Raw genomic sequence first — 19,723 nt, forward strand, 5'->3', positions numbered from 1 at the left:
GCCAGGAATACTCCGGCACGTTCGTGCTTAGTCTGAAGGTAGAATTTCGCAAAAACACTGCTCTTACCCGAAGACTCTACATGATCTGCTTTCGGCACGGACTCCAGAGCCCTTATTTGTCAAAAATCAGCTCAATAATGCCTGGTGCGGACTCCAGTGCAGTTAATTAGCAATAGAACGGCTATTAACCTCACTATTTCAGTAAATAACGCCGCCTGAGTCCGCTTCTACGACAAAAACAGTATTGTCGCCTAAATATCGTCACTGAGGTCCGCCAGAGTGATCATCCAAAACAACAAAAAAGATCGTACCGTTCTCGTGCAAACAAACAGGGAGCGATGCGGTCTTTTTAATTTCATCTTTGAACTAAGGCGTTAAAAAAGCGGCCTTCCAAAGGAAGGCCGCTGTCTGTCGTATATAATTCACAGTATAACAGTTCATAAGAGTTGTCAGTTAGGAAAGTTTGCCGTAAGCCGGGTTCTGTGCTCGTCGTGGTTCAAACGGGAACTACCCTCCCACCATAAGCGACAATCATCTATCTAGGCCATACATTACTGCACAGCTCCAGCGACCAACCTAGACACGCCTCAGGCGAAGGCTGCTCTTCCGGTTAAGGAAGCGCTGCGTCTCATTAGGTCTTGCTCCAGATGGGGTTTACCAGGAACGAAGTCACCAGCGTTCCTCGGGGTCTCTTACACCTCGGTTCCATCCTTGCCTGTGCCGCCCGAAAGCGGCCATCGGCGGTCCATTTCTGTGGCACTATCCTTCGGCTCGCGCCGACTGGATGTTATCCAGCACCCTGCCTTGTGGAGCCCGGACTTTCCTCCCGCGGCGTCTTCACGCACACCGGCGATTGTCTGTCAAACTTCCCGATCAACATTGTATATTATACAGATTTGCCGCAACCTGCACAAGTGTAAATAAAGGGAATCTACAGGAATTTGAAAGGCTCTGTATCAATCTGCGAAGCATACACCGCTGTGCCGTACTTATGCTCAGCCAGCTTCCCCTGAATCCACTCGGCCACTTTCTCCTTCATAATCTTCTCCGCATTATGTCCCGGATCAATTAATGAGATGCCGGCCAAGTAAGCATCTTGAGCCGTATGATAATCGACATCGCCAGTCACCAGTACATCGGCTCCTTTGAAGATGGCGCTGTTATAATACTTCGCCCCCGAGCCGCCCATTACAGCCGCTTTGCGGATGGGGCGGTTCAAATCGCCCACAACACGAACGTGATCGACCTTCAGGCCGGTTTTGACCGTCTCGATAAATTCGCCAAGCGTTGTTGGCTCCTTAAGCTTGCCTACTCTGCCGAGTCCGAGGCTGCGGCCTTTAAGGTCCATGGAATAAAGATCATACGCTACCTCTTCGTAAGGATGAGCTTTAAGCATCGCCTGAACTACTTTATTGCGGATAGACAGCGGCACGATCGTTTCGATGCGGACTTCCTCGGCGCGTTCCATTTTACCCGCTTCTCCAATATAAGGTTGAGAGCCTTCACGCGGAATGAAGGTGCCGTAGCCTTCGATGTTGAAGCTGCAATGGCTGTAGTTGCCGATCCAGCCTGCACCGGCATTTAGAATAGCGTCCAGCACCTTCTGGTGATGATCCTTCGGCACGAATACAACCAGCTTGGACAGCTGCTCGGTATGAATGTCCTTGATCGGCGCACCGTTCTCGATGCCAAGCGCTTCCGCCATCCAGTCGTTCATCCCGCCTTCAGCGACATCCAGGTTGGTATGGCTGATGTATACGGCAATATCATTTTTGATCAGCTTCTCATAGAGCTTGCCCATCGGTGTTTCGGTCTGTATCCCCTTAAGCGGACGAAAGATAATCGCGTGATGGGCGATGATCAGGTTGCAGCCCTGAGCAATCGCTTCGTCCACAATGTCGTCGTTGACGTCCAGTGCAACCAGCACGCCGGTAATTTCTTTCTGCAGGCTGCCCAGCTGAAGGCCGATGTTGTCCCATTCCTCAGCCAGATGTTTCGGGGCAAGCTGCTCCATATACCCGATTACAGTTTGTCCTTTGGCGTACATTTCAGCACCTCCGAGATTGTTGTGATCTGCGCCGTGATCCTGCTGCGCTTTTCTTCCGCCGATTCAAGCTCCGAGCGGGACAAGGAAGCCAGAATCCCTTCCAATTTTGCAATCTCACTCTGCCATTTGGCAGTAAATACGGCGTTTGGCGCTTGCAGCAGCCAAGGCCCCATTTGCAGAAGCAGCTCCTTGCTGCATACCATGTTGCCACCGGCAAGCTGCCGTTCATGATAAAGCTGCTCATTTGTGATCCCTGCAGCTTCACCCTCAGGGACCGCCGTCAGTATTTCATATATTTTCCCGTCTTCTTCCAGGATATGCTCTGCCGTAAGCACCCATTGGTTGTTCAGCAGCCAGCGGCGCAGAATATCCTCGCCCACATTTGGCTGCAGCGCAAGCAGTTTCACACCTGCAAGCTTGCCGAGGCTTTTGCCGCGGTCCAGGATAGCGGCAATCAATGCGCCGCCCATTCCGGCGATGGAGATGCTGTCAGCTTCACCCGGCTCCAGCACTTCGAGGCCGTCTCCGCGCCGCACCTCAATCTGTTTGCCCAGGCCCGCCTCCGCCACACCTCTACGCGCTGCTTCATAAGGTCCTGGATTGACTTCACCTGCTATTGCAGAGACCGCTTTCCCGCTTCTCAAGGCAGCTACCGGAAGCAGCGCATGATCCGAGCCAATATCGGCAAGTTTGCTGCCTGTTGGAATCTGCTCCAGCACAAGCTGGAGCCGGTTTGATAATTTTACGTTGTTCATGAGGCCACCCACGTTATCCATTTTTTTCGGAAAATAAACAGCAGCGCAAGGCCTACTGCAATCTTAAATATTAACACCAGCGACACCCATTCCGGATAATCCGGTCTGAGCCACAGCGCATCAATCTCCGGCATCAGCCAGAGCGACACTCCGACGCCCAAATATACCCCTGAAACCCCTTTGATCCTGTGGTACAACAACCAGCTCAGCCAGACCATCAGTATGCAGAGCGGCAGCCAGAGCAGCTCAAGCTCCAGAACCGAAGCATCAGGGCGCATTTGGCCGGAGAACCCGGCATAGAGCAGGGCCCAGAAGGCAAACCCGCAATAGTGCAGCAAGCCTATACGCAATGTGAATCCGAGTATCACCCACAATAGGCCGCATACTGCGATCAGCAGCGGCCGCCAAAAGTCCGCGTTCAGATCATGCAGAGCAATGAGCCAGAGGCCAAATCCTATCGTCAGTACACTGCCAACTCCTGCCAAAACAAGACTGATCATGTGGTTTCGATCCCGGTAAATAGCCGAATAACCGTAACAAACAATTAGTACACATAGAGCTGTGGCAAGTTGCAAAGGCCAAGGAAAAACGCTAAAATAAAGACTAATCAAGAAAATCAAGGAAATAATTCCAAAACCAAACAACCATATTTTGATGCTGCCCTGCTGAAGATTTTTCAGCGAGATCGGATTGCTGTCTTTGATCTCCTTCTCATCATCGTAAAGGTTGGTCAAGAAGTCGCAATACTGCTCAGGCAGTAGCTTGCTCCTTCTCCAGTAATGAATTTCTCTTAATATAATTTCTCGTTTTTCCAAATTCAACGGCTAATCCCTCTCTTTTCACACCTTTACTTAGGTGTATCTCAAGATAAAAGGACCTCCTGCCACCGTGCAGCAGAAGGTCCGGTTTTATGAAACCTATTCGAGGAAATCTTTAAGCCGTTTGCTGCGGCTTGGGTGGCGCAGCTTACGCAGCGCTTTTGCTTCAATCTGGCGGATCCGCTCACGGGTTACGCCGAATACTTTACCCACTTCCTCAAGCGTTCTCGTCCGGCCGTCATCCAGACCGAAACGAAGACGAAGCACATTTTCTTCACGCTCGGTGAGCGTGTCCAGCACATCCTCCAGCTGTTCCTTCAGCAGTTCATAGGCTGCTGCATCCGCAGGAGCAAGCGCCTCCTGATCCTCAATGAAATCGCCCAGATGCGAATCATCCTCTTCACCGATTGGTGTTTCCAGGGAAACCGGCTCTTGGGCAATCTTCATGATTTCTCTGACTTTCTCAACCGTCAATTCCATTTCAGCCGCAATTTCTTCCGGCGAAGGCTCGCGTCCAAGCTCTTGCAGCAGCTGACGGGAGACACGAATCAGCTTGTTGATGGTCTCCACCATATGCACTGGAATACGGATTGTCCGCGCCTGGTCAGCGATAGCCCGCGTAATAGCCTGGCGAATCCACCAAGTAGCATAGGTACTGAATTTGAACCCTTTATTGTGGTCAAATTTCTCAACCGCTTTGATCAGACCCATATTGCCCTCCTGGATCAAATCCAGGAACAGCATACCGCGTCCAACATAACGCTTGGCGATACTGACAACGAGCCGCAGATTCGCTTCAGCCAGCCGGCGTTTCGCTTCCTCATCACCGTTTTTGATTCTCATGGCCAGTTCGACTTCATCGTCAGCCGAGAGCAACGGCACACGTCCGATTTCCTTCAGATACATCCGGACGGGGTCGTTAATTTTGATTCCCGGCGGCAGCGACAAATCGTCGTCAAAGCTGAAGTCGTCAGAGTCGCTATTCTCGTTGTCCTCGCTCTGGCGGAGCGGTGAACCTTCCTCGTCATTCTCATTTACAACCTCAATACCGAGGTCGCTGAGCTGCTCGTAGAATTCCTCCATCTGCTCGGGGTCTTGATCAAACGGCGACAATTTCTCCATAATATCTTTGTAGTTCAATGATGATCTTTTCTTGCCGTGCTCAATAAGCTGGTCCTTAGCCTGATCCAGAGTAAATTCTGCTTCCAGTTCAGTGTGCTGATCGTTAGCCATAATTCGACTCCCTCCTCCCTAGGTACATCCTGTCAATTCCTTATTGTCTCTCTAGGGTTATAATCTCACTTGCAATTTGTGCCGCACGCAAAAAGTCACCGGATTTCTCCGCTTGAATCATTTCTTCGCGTTTTTGCTCCATCCTGCGCTGCAGGGGGTACTTCCTTACTTCACGGATGCAATCGTCCAAAACCTGCGTATTCCAATCCGGCGGTGTGTCCATCATGGATATCGCTGTTGCAGTCTTCTCCAGACGATCATCCTGTAGTGATGATAAAAAACGACTGATGCCGGGTGGTTTGCCTTGCGCATAATAGGCATATAGATAAGCGGCGATTGCCGCATGATCATCGATGTTGAACTCTTCTCCGAGGCGTTCGCCTACATAAGTAGCAGCTTCCGGGTCCTGAATCATAAAGGATAGCAGGCGCCGTTCCGCAACATGATAAGCGGGCAGTAAAGTAGGTGTCTGCACTTGCCCTTTTTTATGCCTACCATTATTCCACCTTTTATCGTTATTATCCCCTTCGGGGATGTTTTTTTGCATCGACGCCCGCAGCAAGTTGCAATCCTGCTTTAAGCTATCATATGACAGCTCCAGCTCTGAGGATATTTCCCGCAGATAAACTTCACGCTCGGTCGAAGATTGCAGTGATGCAATAATCTCCAATGCCTCCTTGACATAGGCGATTTTGCCGTCTTCCTCTAGGAGTATATGGTTTTTTTTCAGATATATAAGCTTAAATTTTATGGATGATACCACCGAATCCATCACCTGTTCCTTGAATCTGTCCCCGCCGTGACGGGAGATAAATTCATCCGGATCCAGACCGCTCGGCAGCACGGCAACCTTCACCCGCAGATCATTGCTTTCCAGCATCGGGATCGCCTTCATCGCTGCAGCTTGTCCCGCCCGGTCGCCATCGTAGGCAAGAACAATCTCGTCAGCCAGACTTTTCATCAGGGCTACATGTCCCTCAGTCAGCGAGGTTCCCATGGTAGCCACGCCGTTATGCACACCTGCTTCCCAGGCCGAAATGACATCGCCGTATCCTTCGAAGAGGACGATTTGCCGCGTTTTGCGGATGGATGCTTTGGACTGGTGCAAATTGTACAGAATCCGGCTTTTGTTAAATAGTCTGCTCTCCGGGGAATTCAAATATTTCGGCTGACCTTCCCCAAGAATTCTTCCGGCAAAAGCAATGGTCTTGCCTGTGCGGTTCGCAATCGGAAAAATAACGCGCCCGCGAAAACGGTCGAGATACCCTTTGCCCTCGCCCCTGGCAGACAACAGTCCGCCCTTTTCCATTTCAGCAAGATCAAAATTCCGTTTCTCCAGAAACTGCAGCAGGGTGTCCCATCGGTCTGGAGCATAGCCGATTTGAAACTGGTCGATCATTTTATCACTGAAGTTCCGGGATCTTAAATAATTCATTGCGGCAGTGCCGTATTCCGTGTTCTTCAGCAAAAAATGATAAAATTTGGCCGACAACTCATAAGCCTGTATCAGCCGGTCCCGCTCAGGATCGGGAGGAGATAATGTGCCTCCTTTGCCTTCGGGAATAGCAATATCGCTTTCTTCCGCCATTATTCTGACTGCTTCGGGGAAGGATAACCCTTCGATTTCCATCCTGAATTTGATGGCATTTCCGCCCATACCACAGCCAAAGCAATGAAAAACTCCCCGGTCCGGGGTTACGGTGAAGGAAGGGGATTTCTCCGAATGGAACGGGCAGAGGCCCCATAAATATTTCCCCTGCTTGGACAAATGGACAACCTTACCGACGGTATCGACAATGTCATGCCGCGCCAGCACGCTCTCGATAACTTCTTCTGGAATATTACCGTGTCCGCTAGCCACTTCAACCACCTTCATCTCTTAACAAATAAATATAATTCGCTATAGCTCCACATTCTCCTGCAAAATTGTTAAAAGTTTTGTCAGTTTATGTTGAAAATTCATTTTTTCCTCTGCGGTGATGGCTTTTGGACCCTTGGAATAATGCCCCCGCCTGCGTTCCACCGCATTGGCATGCCTGCTCTCCAGCATAAAATCCATGTTGGAATTATCATATTCCTGTCCCCGGTTAGAGAGCACCTTGCAACGTTTGCCGAGCGCAAGTGCCGCCAGGCCGTAATCCTGTGTAATGACTACATCTCCAGCAGAAACATGATTGGCAATATACAGGTCTGCACTGTCTGCGCCGCGGTCCACCTGCACCACAGTAACACCTTCTTCAGCTTGCAGCACATGATCAAAAGAAGAAACCATCAATACCGGAATGCCGAAAGAACGGGCTACAGCAACGATTTCCTTCTTGACCGGGCACGCGTCCCCGTCGACTACAATTGTTCTTTCTTGGGATCTCAACATGACATCACCAAATTCCCGTGTAATATATATACGCTTTGCCAAACGAAAATCCTTCTTTGATAAAGCATAAATACGGAACGAATGTCAACTTACGCATTGGCACCGTTCCGTATATTTATACCCTAAACCATCGATCTATACCATAAAAATCACAAACATTACTTGCATGCTGCCGGGTTTTACCAAACCAGCTTACCGAAATCGGCAAAAGATTTGGAGTCGGCATCAATGCCGGCCAGCAGCGCAAGACGGTTCGCGCGTATTCCCTCATCTTCAGCCATAACCATTACGGAATCGAAGAATCCGGTAACGGCATCCTTAAGGCCGGAAAGAATCCGCAGCGCTTCAGCAGCATTTCGGGCAGTGAGCGCTTCATGATACGGCGTGTGAATACCCTGCCATGTTTCGTACAGCTTAAGCTCAGCCTCTTCTTTCAGCAATGAAGGCTCAACCACAATGCCTTCCGGCGCCTTCGCTGCCAGATTGCTGATACGAGTCAGCGAATCCACAGTGATCTTGAAATCAGCGACTTCATTCACAGCATCGGTAAGCGCACGGCTTCTGCCTACAACAGCGACAATGTCATCAAAACCAGCGGCAGTCACCGCATCCACCACATCGTAGCGGATATTGTCGTCGGACAAAAGTCGTTTTACGCGCAGACCGAAGAACTCGTAAAGGTTTATACGCAGCTCAGGGGCAAAATGTTTCTCTGTACGCAAATTTTCATGAATTTCCAAAGCCGCAGCGAAAATTTCCTGCAAAGAGATTGGCAATTGATGCTCCAGCACCATCTGCACAATGCCTGCCGCCTGGCGTCGAAGCGCGTAAGGGTCTTGTGAACCGGTCGGAATAATACCGATGGAGAAGCAGCCCACGATCGTATCGATTTTATCGGCCAGGCTGACTATAAGACCAGCTTGCGTAGAAGGAACTGCATCTCCGGCAAAACGCGGCTGATAATGCTCAAAAATACCTTTTGCCACATTTTCCGCTTCTCCCGCTTTGCGGGCATAATCTTCACCCATTGTGCCCTGAAGCTCAGGGAACTCATAGACCATCTGCGTCACCAGATCGAATTTGCAAATATCAGCCGTACGGCTGACTTCAGCCGCAGTATCTGCGGACAACCCCAGCTTCGCAGCAAGCTTGTCAGAAATGGCGCGGATGCGGCGGACCTTATCGCCAACGCTGCCCAGCTCTTCGTGATACACGATTGATTCCAGCTTAGCCAGCGCATCGCTGATCTGCATTTTCTGATCTTCTCCATAAAAGAACTTCGCATCCGATAGGCGGGCACGCAACACCTTTTCGTTCCCCTTGGCAATGACGTCCAGCGATTCTGCATTTCCGTTACGCACGGTAACGAAGAACGGCAGGAGTGTGCCTGCGCTATCTAAGACCGGGAAGTAACGCTGATGCTCGCGCATTGAAGTGATCAGCACATCCTGCGGAATGTTCAAGAAGGAAGGATCGAATGTGCCAAACAGTACAGTCGGTGTTTCTACCAGGAACAGCACTTCCTCCAGCAGATCTTCTTTGATGGCAATTGTCCAGCTTTTCTCTGCTGCCAGCTTGTTGATCTGGTTCAGAATCAGCTCTTCACGTTCCTTCACATCAACCAGCACGTGCTGCGCACGCATAGCTTCCACATAATCTGCAGGTTCAGCAATAACAGCATTCGTTCCAAGGAAACGGTGGCCACGGCTGGTATTGCCTGCTTTAACCCCTGTAATTTCCAGATCAATGATCTCCTGCCCAAACAAGGCAACCAGCCAACGGATCGGACGGACAAATTTAAAATCATACGCTCCCCAGCGCATATTTTTCGGAAAGGTCATCGAGCTGACAATGCCGCTGAGTCCTTCGGACAATAGCGAGGAAGTATTTACACCTGCACTGTTTTTGGTGGCGTAGATATACTCCACTCCGGCCAATTCTTTAAAGGTAAACTGCTCCGTCGACACCCCTTGGCTGCGGGCAAAGCCGAGTGCGGCCTTGCTCCACTCGCCGCTCGCGTCCAACGCGATTTTACGAGAAGGGCCCTTCACCTCTTCGCTGATATCCTCTTGCCTTTCGGCAGCATCCTTCACCAGAACCGTAAGGCGGCGCGGTGTTGCATATGCGTTGACTCCGCCATGGGAAATACGCGAAGCTTCCAGCCATTTAGTTGTTCTGTCTTTCAACTGCTCCATCGCAGCGCGGATGAAGCGTGCAGGCACCTCTTCCAAACCGATCTCGAACAATATATCTTTAGACAAGGTCAGCACCTTCTTTCTTCAGCAGCGGGAAGCCAAGCTTCTCGCGTTCCTCAAGATATGTCGCCGCAACGGTACGGGCCAGATTCCGCACCCGCGTAATAAAGCCCGTGCGTTCGGTAACGCTGATCGCTCCGCGTGCATCCAGAAGATTGAAGGTATGCGAGCATTTCAGCACATAATCGTAAGCCGGAAACACCAGATGGTGCTCCATAGCTCTGCGTGCTTCCTCTTCGTAGGTATTAAAGAGTGTGAACAGCATTTTGACATCGGAGACTTCAAATGTATAGGTCGAGTGCTCAACCTCCGGTTGATGGAATACATCACCATAGGTCATGCCGTCCACCCATTCCAGATCAAACACATTTTCTTTCTTCATGATGTTGGAGGCCAACCGTTCCAATCCGTATGTGATCTCAACAGCAACCGGTTTGGTCTCAATTCCTCCGACTTGCTGGAAGTAAGTAAACTGAGTAACCTCTTCGCCGTTCAGCCATACTTCCCAGCCAAGGCCTGCACAGCCCAGCGACGGATTCTCCCAGTTATCTTCTACAAACCGGATATCATTCAGCAGCGGATCTACACCAAGCGCCTTCAGGCTTTCCAGATAAAGCTCCTGGATGTTGTCCGGTGAAGGCTTGATGATCACCTGGAACTGGTGATGCTGGTACAGGCGGTTCGGGTTCTCGCCATAACGTCCATCCGATGGACGGCGGGAAGGCTCAACGTAAGCTACTTTCCACGGCTCCGGTCCAAGCGAACGCAAAAACGTCATAGGGTTCATCGTGCCCGCCCCTTTTTCCGTATCATACGGCTGGACGAGAATACAATTCTCTGCTGCCCAGAACTGCTGCAGTGTCAAAATCATCTGCTGAAAATTCATACTACCGACTCCTTCGCTTACAAGTTTTTGGCACGCTGTGCCTTGAGGCTCTTGCTCCTGCGCGATGGAGGCGGCACTCTTTTATACTTGCGGCTGTACAGGATTATTGGTTAAATCCTCACCACAAGGCAAAAAAGCTCCCGCCCCCATGCCTGATATACAGACATAGGGACGAGAGCTTAACTTATTCTCCCGCGGTTCCACCCTACTTGATTACGCATCCGGTATCCGGCTAATAAAGCAGGCCAATCCGATGAGCGCAATCCACTTTTCATTCTGCCGTTACCGTACTCCCGGGTGCCCTGTTCATGAACCTTGTCCCGCCAGGCTTCCACTATCCCCGGCTCGCTTAAGCGACAAATTTGCCCATTACTTTCCCGATCACTGTACGTCTCCAAATGTCAGAGCAACAACGGCTGTATACAACAAGAAGAAACTGTCACCATAGTAACGGAAAATTTGGATTTCGTCAAATATCGTATTTGTCGAGCTGATCAAGAAACCCTTGCGACTTCAGCTTCAGCCCAAGCTGCATGTCCATAAAGGCACGCATAATCTTTTTAAGTTCTGCGCGGGTGCCTTCCTTCACGTCGACATTTCCAAGCCGGGTTAAATCAAGTGCAGCGAATAAACGCAGCAGCTTCAGCGCCCGCGGAGAAATCTCCATGGCTGGAGGATCATTATGCCTGCAGCTGCGGCAGAGCACCCCGCCGAGGCGGGGGCTTATTCTGAGTTCTTCATCAGGTTTGTCCAACCCGCATACGACACAGGCATCCAGCTCCGGACCATATCCGGCCGCCTGCAGTATTTTCATCTCAAAAACATTTATAATGACACCGGGTTCCTTGCCGTCCTCAAGTGCATTCAAGCAGGCTGAAAGCTGGCGGAACCAAAAGCTTCCCGTCTCCTCATCATGCAGCACACGGTCAAGCAGCTCGCAGGCATATGAAGCATATGCCGCTTTGAACAAATCCCCGCGCAGCGGATGGTGAGACTGTGTAATTTCCCCGGCATTTAATGTACCCAGTCCCCCGTTGTTGCGGAAAAACACAAATTCCCCTACAGTGAACAGCTGGATCAGAGCAGCATGGCGGCTTTTGACCTTCTTGGCGCCACGCACCAGAACGCCTACTTTGCCGGCGTTCTCGGTGCAAAGCGTAATAATCGCGTTCCCCTCGCCGTAGTCCATGCTGCGGATGACGATCCCTTCCACCCTGTGTAGCATGCTTCTTCCCCCAACCATTCGGCAAGCAACCAGTCCTTATTGCGCTTCTTCATCAAGGGCCTTCTCTTCCTCTGCAAGCAGCAGACCGCCTTCATCCAGCGGATCTACGGCTTCTCTGTACAGCAGATAAGCATCGACATCTCCAGTCATTGCAAAATACTTCCACGAAAAGTCTCGCATTCGTATTCATCCTTTCTTCGGAAACACGATGTCTCTTCAGAAATAGGATGTGCGATGTGCCAGGTTCTATCCTTGCAATTCCTGCCAAGAAGCTGCGGAGCCCAAGATTAAAGGTCTTTATGGAAGCCCAAATCCCGCAGTACGCGGTCCTGATTGCGCCAGTCTTTTTTCACTTTTACCCATAGCTCCAGAAAAATCTTCGATCCCAGCAGATTCTCGATATCCGTACGGGCGCGCCGGCCCACTTCTTTCAGCAGCGCACCCTGCTTGCCGATAATGATCCCCTTCTGGGAATCGCGCTCCACAAAAATAACGGCAGAAATATGCACAACTCCATTGGGTTCTACACTCATATCTTCGATGGCCACCGCAATGGAATGCGGCACCTCTTCGCGGGTCATATGGAGAATCTTCTCGCGGATCAGCTCCGCGCAGACGAACTGCTCCGGATGATCGGTAATCTGATCGTCGGGATAATACTGCGGACCTTCCGGCAAATATTTCGCCACCTGATCCAGCAGGGTATTCACATTGTTGCCCAGCTTGGCGGAGATCGGTACGATTTCGGCAAACTCATGCAGCTTGTTGTACTGTGTAATCAGCGGCAGCAGCGCTTCCGGCTCGATCTTGTCAATTTTGTTCATCACCAGAATAACCGGTGTCTTGATACTGTGTAATTGCTCCGCGATAAAGCGGTCGCCGCCGCCGAGTCCTTCGGATGCGTCCACCAGAAACAGCACAGCCTCCACTTCATGCAGCGTGCTCATCGCCGTCTGGTTCATGTAGTCACCCAGCTTGGATTGTCTTTTATGGATACCCGGCGTGTCCAAAAATACGATCTGCGAGTTGTTGGCAGTGTAAACCCCGTGGATTTTGTTTCTGGTTGTCTGCGGCTTGTCCGACATGATGGCAATTTTTTGGCCAATCACCTGGTTCATAAGTGTCGATTTGCCTACATTCGGTCTGCCGATAATGGCAACAAACCCTGATTTGAATTTCAATATAATCTTCCTTCCTTTTTCAAAAACGTTAAAAACTGTTTCAAAAGCTTTTTTCGATCCCCCTAAATCCCCCTTAGCCAAGGGGGACCCCAAGGGCTCCAGCCCTCTGGACACCCGGAATGGGATGGCACAGTTAGGTTCGGCGCTTGGAATAGGCGGCGTGCTTGGAGCGCTTTCGTCCCCTGCGGGAACACGCTTGGATGGTGGCGCCGGGGATATTACTCAAAACCTTGTTCTTGATCCCCTTAGCCAAGTTACTCTGAAGATTAGGAGTTGCTTAGCACATTTTGAACATTTTCACACTGATAGTTACGTTAAACAATTTGAAGCAGTCTCACTTGATATTCTGTTGCATTTAGTGCAGCAGAATTCACATAAATAAGGCTGTTTTCTGCATCTGCTGCATTTTGTGCAATTGATTTGCTCAGAACAGGCGAAAAACAGGCGAACTACCTCATCCTGCTGCACAAAGTGCAACAGATTTCCATTTCAAAGAAACATCAGCTAATTCTACTGCACATACTGCAGTAGAATACAGTTAACATCGAAACAGCTAACCGCTGTTTCTATATGCAGGCTTTTACTCAGGAGCTTGCCCCTGCTCCAGATCGTCCGGACCGAAAGCACCCGGGAGCAGGTCACGCACGGTAGTCTCCACGATATCGCCTTTCATATTCCCGAGGATGACCTTCATGTCGGGACCGCATAGTTCCACCATCACCTGCCGGCAGACACCGCAGGGCGATACGGGGCCATCGGTATCGGCAACAACCGCCATGGCCTGGAAGCTGCGGGCTTTATGGCCGTCCGCGATGGCGCGGAACATCGCAGTCCGCTCCGCACAGTTGGTCGGCCCGTAAGCAGCATTCTCAATGTTGCAGCCATGATGGACATGGCCGTCCTGATCCAGCAGCGCAGCACCGACGCCAAAGCGGGAATAAGGTATATAGGCACTCGTTCGTGCCTTTATCGCTTCTTGAAGAAGTAGCGCAGAATCCATAGTGATCCTCCTAAAAGTTTTGTAAGCATAGACTTCATCGAGCAACTTCGGACAAAACTTGCTTCGATAGCATAACCCTAAGTTTTGTAAGCATAAATTTCATTGAGTTGATTCGGGCAAAACCGTTTCCCCTACACACCATTAAATTTGTTCAACATACAGGATTCTTACTGCGAGAAGTATAGATCTAACCAAAGATGGCGGAGCGCAAAACGCCGATCCGCCTCTCCCCGAGCTGAAGTTGTAAACTGATTATGACATAAGTCCAGTGATCCAGTCCATCACCGGATGATAAAAAACATAGATTCCCGTAATCACAGCAAACACCGCCGTAAGCAGCACAGCACCTGCGGCGGTATCTTTGGCAGTCTTGGCCAGGGGATGAATCTCCGGTGAGACCAGATCAACCGTCGCTTCAATAGCCGTATTCAGCAACTCAGCGGCCAAAACGAGCGTAATTGCCAGCAGCAACAGCATCCAGCTTGCCGCAGGAAGTCTGAATACGGCGGCAGCGGCAAGCACAAGAACAGCCAAGCCGCTATGTACCTTCATATTCAGTTCGGATTTGAACGCTCCGGCAATGCCCTGCGCTGCAAATCGAAACGAATGCCAGAACTTTTTGTGGCCTACCGCCGTATTTTTGACCATTAGCGTGTTAACCCGACCTGAGCCAGCACATGCTCCTGCTTGGACATCATTTCGGCCTCAGAAACAGCATCCTGATGATCGTAGCCCAGCAGATGCAAAAACCCGTGCACAAACAGGAAACCCAGCTCACGCTCCAGGGAATGGCCATATTCCAAAGCCTGCTCCTGCGCGCGGGTGACGGAGATAATGATATCTCCGAGCATATTCGGCACATCTTCAAGCTCTTCATTCTCATCTTGTCCGTATATAATTTCCAGCTCATCTTCGCCGGTTTCGTTCATGGCAAAGGAAAGCACGTCCGTCGGACGGTCAATTCCCCGGTATTCCCGATTGAGCTCATGGATCCGTTCATTATTGACGAAGGTAAGATCCACCTCGCCGCCCTCAATACCTTCGGCTTCACCCGCTTTTTGCAGAATGCGCTCCAGCAGGGATATTAGCTCGTCGTTTATCTCGTGTTCTTCCTGTTCATTGCTCCAAGCGATTGCAAGACTCATGTATTTACGGCTCCTTCCTCTTTTTTAGGTTTCTTCACTTCCTCCGGATATTCGATCCGGGAATGAAAAATCCCCATAACGGTTTCTTTAAGCGTCCGCGCGATAATATCCAATTCCTTAATCGTCAGATCACATTCATCGAATTGATGGTCATCCAGCCGGCTTTTGATAATCTTCTCGATCATCGTCTCCACCTGCACAACTGTCGGCTTGCGAAGTGAACGGACAGCAGCCTCCACACTGTCGGCGATTCCGACAACTGCAGATTCCTTCGACTGCGCCTTCGGCCCCGGATAACGGAAATCCTCTTCCGTGAAATCAGGCTCCACACCCTTCTCTTCGGCCAGCTTCAATGCTTTATGATAAAAATAGTGCAGAAATGTCGTGCCGTGATGCTGTTCGGCAATGTCGCGGATCGGTTTGGGCAGCTTGTACTCCTTCTGCATTTCCACACCGTCGCGGGCATGGGCCACGATGATTGATTTACTCAGCTTCGGTTCAATTGAATCATGCGGATTCTCCATGTTGTTCTGGTTCTCGATAAAATAAAACGGCCGCTTCGTCTTGCCGATATCATGATAATAGGAGCCTACGCGGCAGAGCAACCCGTCCGCCCCGATCGCCTCCGCCGCAGCTTCTGACAGATTGCCGACCATTACACTGTGATGATAGGTTCCGGGCGTTTCTGTAAGCAGCTTACGCAGCAAAGGATGATTCGGATTCGACAGCTCTACCAGCTTGAGTGCCGATAGAATGCCAAAGGTAGCCTCGAAGAAAGGCATTAGGCCGATTACCAGTACCGCGGTCAGCAGACCGCTGGCAAAGGCAAAGCCGATAGCGTACAAAGTCTGCGTCTGATTCCAGTCTCCGCCGCTCAGTAGCGTCAGCATAAACACAGCCACACAACCGAACAGGGACACCATGATCCCGCCTTTCAGCAGCGTGGAGCGCTGCCCAGCGCGGTGGGTGGCGAAAATTGCCACATAGGAAACAATAAGCGCAAAAAAGCCGAAGTTGAAATCAAATACCGTATTCTGCTGCACGTTCAATATAATACTGGAAAGAATACTGAACAGGATGGAACAAAAATAAGCCAGCGTCATATCCAGCAGCATTGCGATCAGCATAGCGCCAATGGCTACCGGAGCCAGGAACCCGACATAAGACCGGACATCGGTCTGTAAAAACGCGGCAAGCCGCATCGAGATGATCGTAATAATAAACACAAGCACCAGCATAAGCAGCTGGGAATTATTGTACTTGAAGCCGGAGGTCCCCCCGGTATAACGGATGAACATCAGCAGACCGGCGGAGAGCATAGCTGACAGCAGGAACAGGCCCAACTGCGGCCAATAATTGACCTCATTGCTCAGCAGGCCGCTCTCATCCAGCAGCGCGTACAGCTCGGGTGTAATATAATCCCCTTTAGCAACAAGCACATCCCCCTGCTCAATGAACACATCCGGCGTGTTCTCGCGGGCCTGCACCTTAGCTTCCTTGGTAGCTTCCTCATCGTAAAACTTATTGCTCGTGATCACCAGCCGTACCAGCTCCTGCACCACCTCACGGGCTGTGCGCTGGCTTAGCGAGCTGACGCTGACCTGCTCCGCTACCTTCGCGCGCGCAGTCTGGGCATCCACAATCTGGTCGTTCATCAGCTTGGTGACAATATCCCGGGCAACCGGCTTCATCTCGATGATGTCCTGGGAGGTCAGCCGCGGAATTTTGATATAAGTCTCTTCCGGGATGACGTAGGTCTGCTCTTTGATGACGGACTGCATCTCATCAAGCAGTGTAGTGGAATACGTGCCGGAGTTACGGCTCGAATTCACAAAGTTCACGATAAAATCATTTGCCCGCTGCGGAATGACATCCTTGTAAATGCCGGCCTTGTCACTTTGTGAAATCAGATCATCCTGATTGAGCCGGTCAATCCGGTCTAGCAGCAAGGTTACCAGATTATCGAGCCTCATCGGAATAATCTCATACCTGTTCTGCACGGTCTCAGCAGCCGCTTCCTGAGCCTTCAGCGTAGCCTTGCTGTCGAGTATTTGCTTCGGCGCAGTAATTTCCTTGGCGCTTTTGGTGTTTTCTTTAATGTCATAGCGTTTAGGCAGCAAATCAGACGAAAGGCTGAAGTAGAAAACAATCCCCAATAACAGGAAAAGAGCATAGCGCGTCGCCGCGCTATACTTCCAGCCGTTGTTGCTATATACAAATCCGCTTAATTTCGATGGTTGCTTTGAGGCCATGGAGACAGTCCCCTTTGTTATTCCTGGTTTTCGGCAGAGCGGTCATAGGCGACGATAATTTTTTGCACCAGGGAATGCCGTACGACATCCTGTTCCGCAAAATAAACAAACCCAAGCTCCTCGATGCCTGACAGAATCGCCTTCGCTTCGATCAACCCGGATTTTTTGCCGCGCGGCAGGTCAATCTGGGTAACGTCACCCGTAATAACCATCTTGGAGCCAAAGCCAAGCCGGGTAAGGAACATTTTCATCTGTTCAGGAGTCGTATTCTGGGCTTCATCCAGGATGATAAAGGAATCATCCAGCGTACGTCCGCGCATATACGCGAGCGGTGCTATTTCGATCAATCCCCGTTCCAGTGCCTTGGCAACCTGATCGGGGCCCATAACGTCGTATAAGGCGTCGTAGAGCGGACGGAGATATGGGTCAACCTTTTCCTGCAAATCGCCGGGAAGGAAGCCCAGGCTTTCTCCTGCTTCAACTGCAGGACGTGTAAGGACGATGCGCTTCACGGAACCTTCCTTCAGCGCGGTGACGGCGAGCACAACGGCGAGATAGGTTTTTCCTGTTCCCGCAGGTCCGATGCCGAAGACGATATCGCGCTTCTTGATCGAAGTCACATAGTGCTTCTGGCCAATCGTTTTGACACGGATCGGCTTGCCGCGGAAGGTTGTCGTAATTTCACCTTTGAACAAATCAAGCAGTTGGTCGGCGCGGAAATCCTTTGCCAGCTCCACCGCATACTGCACATCACGTTCACTAAGTATGTAACCGCTGCGGATCAGAGACAGCAGCACATTGAACAGCTGTCCCAGCATGTCCACTTCCCGCTCCGCCCCGCGTATTGTAACTTCAGCTTCACGCGAGTCGATAACCGCCGGTATTTCACTCTCGATAATTTTCAGAAAACCATCCTGCGGGCCGAACAGGGATTGCGCTTCTCCCGCATTTTGCAAAGATATACGAATGCTTGCAGTCTGTTCTGACAAGTAGCCTCATTCTCCTCGGTTGTTTACTATCGGAAGTTCTTCCGCGATTCTCTCTTCCACTTCAAACAGCACTTTCATATAAACTTTACCATTCTCTTTCTTCTCATGCAAAATTTTTTGACTTTTAATAACGCTGTCAGTGCCGTAACGGGCCAAAATATCATTCGTTGCCCGGGTAATCCCTTCCTGCCGGGCAGCCTCCGGAGTTTTGGTGCCGGAAGTATATTTGACCTCCATTTCCTTCTCAGTCATCAGTCCAAGCGGCACCTGCAAAGAACGCCAGGACAGCAGATCATGCTCCGTAAGCGTCCGTGATTTCTCAAATCCGGATTTCCCGTATCCCCAAAGTTGAACCGCCCAATTGCCGATCACCAGATATGTGCGGTCTTTCCGGTCCCCTGTATATGAACTGCCGGTTGTTTTGAGTGGCACCTCGATGTTGTATTCATGCCATACTAGACCCTTTACCTCGCCTTTGGCAACCACCGTCTGCATATTGTTTTCATCACCCAGGGTGCCGGAGATCAGAATGTCCCCTTTTTTGACCCGCGAATTGCGCGCTACAACCGGTCTGCCCTGCTCGGCGTAGATCTCGGTAACCACCGCATCAGTTCTGCTGATCAGATGGCGCTGGCTGAGCAGCGGCTTGTTCTCGGGCTTGTCAGCCTCGACAACCTGAATGGTAATGCTCGTCCCCGTGCGCTGCACCCCTACCCAGGAAAGCCCCGGCATCCGCGAGGTCATCTCCCTGGAGAGCTTGTCCGGCTCATCCATACGCCAAATCCACTGGAAAGGATAGATGCCTTCTTGACGAGCAGCGTCCAGAATATCTTCGGAGGCAATGAATTGATTTCCTTCGACTTTGATGCTCCACACCATTGAAGAAAGCAGCAGAAGGCCAATGCCAAACAGCAATAAACCGGCAGCAAAAAACTTCCGTTTCCACAGCCGCGCGAGCCGGAAGGGCAAACCGTTCCTGACTGTCACATGCATGCGGCAGCCTGTCTTTTTTAACAGCGGCCGAAGGACAAAAAAGTCATTCAGCAGCAGGTTCAGAGAAGCGCCATCCCCCGCAGGCCTCACATCCCATATGACGATGCCTTGTTCGTTCACTGCATTGATAAACCTTTCCACCTGCGGTCCCGTCACATGCAGTGTAACGAACCCCCGCAGAGATGCCAGAGGCGGTTCTTTCATGGTTTCTCCTCGCTTCCCTTATATCTGATCTCCCCGATTAAACCCTCTACAGCCAGTTCCTGGCCAAGAATATTCCGGATCACTAATCCCTCGCCGGAAATCTCCAGATAACCATTGACTAACGCAAGCTTAAGCTGCCCGGAGGAAAAATGCAGCACGCCGCGATGGTTCTCAATATACAGCTCCTTATTGCCGATCAGGGTGATTCGGGGCATCTCCTGAAGCACATCCTGCGGAAGATCCAATACCCCGTTTGTCCATCCCCGCAGCCTGCGGCCGATACGGGTCATATGTAGACTTCTCCCCCTTCCTGCCTTCTGTACACCTTATGCGGCAATGCTGTTTTTTATGAGAAGAACTCACCCT

General features: G+C 50.8%; 19 protein-coding genes and 1 other RNA gene. 1 reads left to right on the forward strand and 19 read right to left on the reverse strand.

Annotated elements, in window-relative coordinates; translation table 11 throughout:
- Positions 1 to 454: 454 nt before the first annotated feature.
- From rnpB to era, 12 genes are all read right to left on the reverse strand, one after another.
- Positions 455 to 869, reverse strand: an RNA gene (gene rnpB / locus NSS79_RS26505) — RNase P RNA component class A.
- A 62-nt stretch (positions 870 to 931) separates the two neighbouring features.
- Entirely contained in the window at positions 932 to 2,047 is a 1,116-nt protein-coding gene (locus tag NSS79_RS26510; protein ID WP_342436812.1) for a Nif3-like dinuclear metal center hexameric protein, read from the reverse strand.
- Entirely contained in the window at positions 2,023 to 2,802 is a 780-nt protein-coding gene (locus tag NSS79_RS26515) for a class I SAM-dependent methyltransferase (protein ID WP_342436813.1), read from the reverse strand. The genes NSS79_RS26510 and NSS79_RS26515 overlap by 25 nt, the downstream gene beginning before the upstream one ends.
- The gene (locus tag NSS79_RS26520) at positions 2,799 to 3,623 is read right to left on the reverse strand and encodes a hypothetical protein (protein WP_342436814.1); all 825 of its coding nucleotides are present in this window, start codon (positions 3,621 to 3,623) and stop codon (positions 2,799 to 2,801) included. Before NSS79_RS26520 ends, NSS79_RS26515 begins: the two co-directional genes overlap by 4 nt.
- Positions 3,624 to 3,719: 96 nt before the next feature.
- Positions 3,720 to 4,853, reverse strand: a complete 1,134-nt coding sequence (gene rpoD / locus NSS79_RS26525) for an RNA polymerase sigma factor RpoD (RefSeq protein WP_342436815.1) — start codon at positions 4,851 to 4,853, stop codon at positions 3,720 to 3,722.
- Between the two features lie 40 nt (positions 4,854 to 4,893).
- The gene (gene dnaG, locus NSS79_RS26530; RefSeq protein WP_038600472.1) at positions 4,894 to 6,714 is read right to left on the reverse strand and encodes a DNA primase; all 1,821 of its coding nucleotides are present in this window, start codon (positions 6,712 to 6,714) and stop codon (positions 4,894 to 4,896) included.
- A gap of 39 nt (positions 6,715 to 6,753) precedes the next feature.
- Positions 6,754 to 7,227 (reverse strand): YaiI/YqxD family protein, encoded by a 474-nt coding sequence (locus tag NSS79_RS26535; RefSeq protein WP_342440444.1) that lies wholly within the window; start codon positions 7,225 to 7,227, stop codon positions 6,754 to 6,756.
- 179 nt (positions 7,228 to 7,406) lie between these two features.
- Positions 7,407 to 9,488 (reverse strand): glycine--tRNA ligase subunit beta, encoded by a 2,082-nt coding sequence (glyS, locus tag NSS79_RS26540; RefSeq protein WP_342436816.1) that lies wholly within the window; start codon positions 9,486 to 9,488, stop codon positions 7,407 to 7,409.
- Positions 9,481 to 10,368 carry a glycine--tRNA ligase subunit alpha gene (glyQ, locus tag NSS79_RS26545; RefSeq protein WP_038595418.1) on the reverse strand — a complete coding sequence of 296 codons (888 nt, stop codon included), beginning with the start codon at positions 10,366 to 10,368 and terminating at the stop codon, positions 9,481 to 9,483. Before glyQ ends, glyS begins: the two co-directional genes overlap by 8 nt.
- Before the next feature lie 469 nt (positions 10,369 to 10,837).
- Positions 10,838 to 11,593, reverse strand: coding sequence for a DNA repair protein RecO (recO, locus tag NSS79_RS26550; RefSeq protein ID WP_038595420.1), 756 nt, complete (start codon positions 11,591 to 11,593; stop codon positions 10,838 to 10,840).
- Between the two features lie 36 nt (positions 11,594 to 11,629).
- Positions 11,630 to 11,773: a YqzL family protein gene (locus NSS79_RS26555; RefSeq protein WP_076109086.1), complete on the reverse strand. Its 144-nt coding sequence runs from the start codon at positions 11,771 to 11,773 to the stop codon at positions 11,630 to 11,632.
- Between the two features lie 107 nt (positions 11,774 to 11,880).
- Positions 11,881 to 12,711 (reverse strand): GTPase Era, encoded by an 831-nt coding sequence (gene era / locus NSS79_RS26560; RefSeq protein ID WP_231578510.1) that lies wholly within the window; start codon positions 12,709 to 12,711, stop codon positions 11,881 to 11,883.
- Between the two features lie 34 nt (positions 12,712 to 12,745).
- Between era and NSS79_RS26565 the strand changes: the two genes are divergently transcribed.
- Positions 12,746 to 13,156: a hypothetical protein gene (locus tag NSS79_RS26565; protein ID WP_342436817.1), complete on the forward strand. Its 411-nt coding sequence runs from the start codon at positions 12,746 to 12,748 to the stop codon at positions 13,154 to 13,156.
- 198 nt (positions 13,157 to 13,354) lie between these two features.
- Here the strand turns inward: NSS79_RS26565 and NSS79_RS26570 are convergent, their stop codons facing one another.
- The 7 genes from NSS79_RS26570 to yqfC form a co-directional block, all read right to left on the reverse strand.
- On the reverse strand, positions 13,355 to 13,774 hold the full coding sequence (locus tag NSS79_RS26570) for a cytidine deaminase (protein WP_342436818.1): 420 nt from the start codon (positions 13,772 to 13,774) through the stop codon (positions 13,355 to 13,357).
- Between the two features lie 252 nt (positions 13,775 to 14,026).
- Positions 14,027 to 14,422: a diacylglycerol kinase family protein gene (locus tag NSS79_RS26575; protein ID WP_342436819.1), complete on the reverse strand. Its 396-nt coding sequence runs from the start codon at positions 14,420 to 14,422 to the stop codon at positions 14,027 to 14,029.
- Positions 14,422 to 14,919 (reverse strand): rRNA maturation RNase YbeY, encoded by a 498-nt coding sequence (gene ybeY, locus NSS79_RS26580; RefSeq protein ID WP_342436820.1) that lies wholly within the window; start codon positions 14,917 to 14,919, stop codon positions 14,422 to 14,424. Before ybeY ends, NSS79_RS26575 begins: the two co-directional genes overlap by 1 nt.
- A complete protein-coding gene (locus NSS79_RS26585) occupies positions 14,916 to 17,171 on the reverse strand; it encodes an HDIG domain-containing metalloprotein (protein ID WP_038595426.1) in 2,256 nt (751 codons plus the stop codon). The genes ybeY and NSS79_RS26585 overlap by 4 nt, the downstream gene beginning before the upstream one ends.
- 17 nt (positions 17,172 to 17,188) lie before the next feature.
- Complete coding sequence (locus NSS79_RS26590; protein WP_038595428.1) at positions 17,189 to 18,160, reverse strand: PhoH family protein; 972 nt, start codon at positions 18,158 to 18,160, stop codon at positions 17,189 to 17,191.
- A gap of 6 nt (positions 18,161 to 18,166) precedes the next feature.
- Entirely contained in the window at positions 18,167 to 19,357 is a 1,191-nt protein-coding gene (gene yqfD, locus NSS79_RS26595; RefSeq protein ID WP_342436821.1) for a sporulation protein YqfD, read from the reverse strand.
- Positions 19,354 to 19,647: a sporulation protein YqfC gene (gene yqfC, locus NSS79_RS26600; RefSeq protein WP_038595431.1), complete on the reverse strand. Its 294-nt coding sequence runs from the start codon at positions 19,645 to 19,647 to the stop codon at positions 19,354 to 19,356. Before yqfC ends, yqfD begins: the two co-directional genes overlap by 4 nt.
- Between the last annotated feature and the right edge of the window lie 76 nt (positions 19,648 to 19,723).

The sequence above is a fragment of the Paenibacillus sp. FSL L8-0436 genome (assembly GCF_038593025.1).
Taxonomy (GTDB): Bacteria; Bacillota; Bacilli; order Paenibacillales; family Paenibacillaceae; genus Paenibacillus_AQ.

Excerpts from the sequence above, each read along its gene's own strand:
- ybeY (WP_342436820.1), bottom strand. The coding sequence starts at position 14,919 with ATGAGTCTTGCAATCGCTTGGAGCAATGAACAGGAAGAACACGAGATA.
- yqfC (WP_038595431.1), bottom strand. The coding sequence starts at position 19,647 with ATGACCCGTATCGGCCGCAGGCTGCGGGGATGGACAAACGGGGTATTG.
- recO (WP_038595420.1), bottom strand. The coding sequence starts at position 11,593 with ATGCTACACAGGGTGGAAGGGATCGTCATCCGCAGCATGGACTACGGC.
- era (WP_231578510.1), bottom strand. The coding sequence starts at position 12,711 with ATGAACCAGGTGATTGGCCAAAAAATTGCCATCATGTCGGACAAGCCG.
- rpoD (WP_342436815.1), bottom strand. The coding sequence starts at position 4,853 with ATGGCTAACGATCAGCACACTGAACTGGAAGCAGAATTTACTCTGGAT.
- NSS79_RS26515 (WP_342436813.1), bottom strand. The coding sequence starts at position 2,802 with ATGAACAACGTAAAATTATCAAACCGGCTCCAGCTTGTGCTGGAGCAG.
- NSS79_RS26555 (WP_076109086.1), bottom strand. The coding sequence starts at position 11,773 with ATGCGAGACTTTTCGTGGAAGTATTTTGCAATGACTGGAGATGTCGAT.
- NSS79_RS26565 (WP_342436817.1), top strand. The coding sequence starts at position 12,746 with ATGGCAACAAACCCTGATTTGAATTTCAATATAATCTTCCTTCCTTTT.
- NSS79_RS26510 (WP_342436812.1), bottom strand. The coding sequence starts at position 2,047 with ATGTACGCCAAAGGACAAACTGTAATCGGGTATATGGAGCAGCTTGCC.
- NSS79_RS26570 (WP_342436818.1), bottom strand. The coding sequence starts at position 13,774 with ATGGATTCTGCGCTACTTCTTCAAGAAGCGATAAAGGCACGAACGAGT.
- NSS79_RS26585 (WP_038595426.1), bottom strand. The coding sequence starts at position 17,171 with ATGGCCTCAAAGCAACCATCGAAATTAAGCGGATTTGTATATAGCAAC.
- glyQ (WP_038595418.1), bottom strand. The coding sequence starts at position 10,368 with ATGAATTTTCAGCAGATGATTTTGACACTGCAGCAGTTCTGGGCAGCA.
- NSS79_RS26575 (WP_342436819.1), bottom strand. The coding sequence starts at position 14,422 with ATGGTCAAAAATACGGCGGTAGGCCACAAAAAGTTCTGGCATTCGTTT.
- NSS79_RS26535 (WP_342440444.1), bottom strand. The coding sequence starts at position 7,227 with ATGTTGAGATCCCAAGAAAGAACAATTGTAGTCGACGGGGACGCGTGC.
- yqfD (WP_342436821.1), bottom strand. The coding sequence starts at position 19,357 with ATGAAAGAACCGCCTCTGGCATCTCTGCGGGGGTTCGTTACACTGCAT.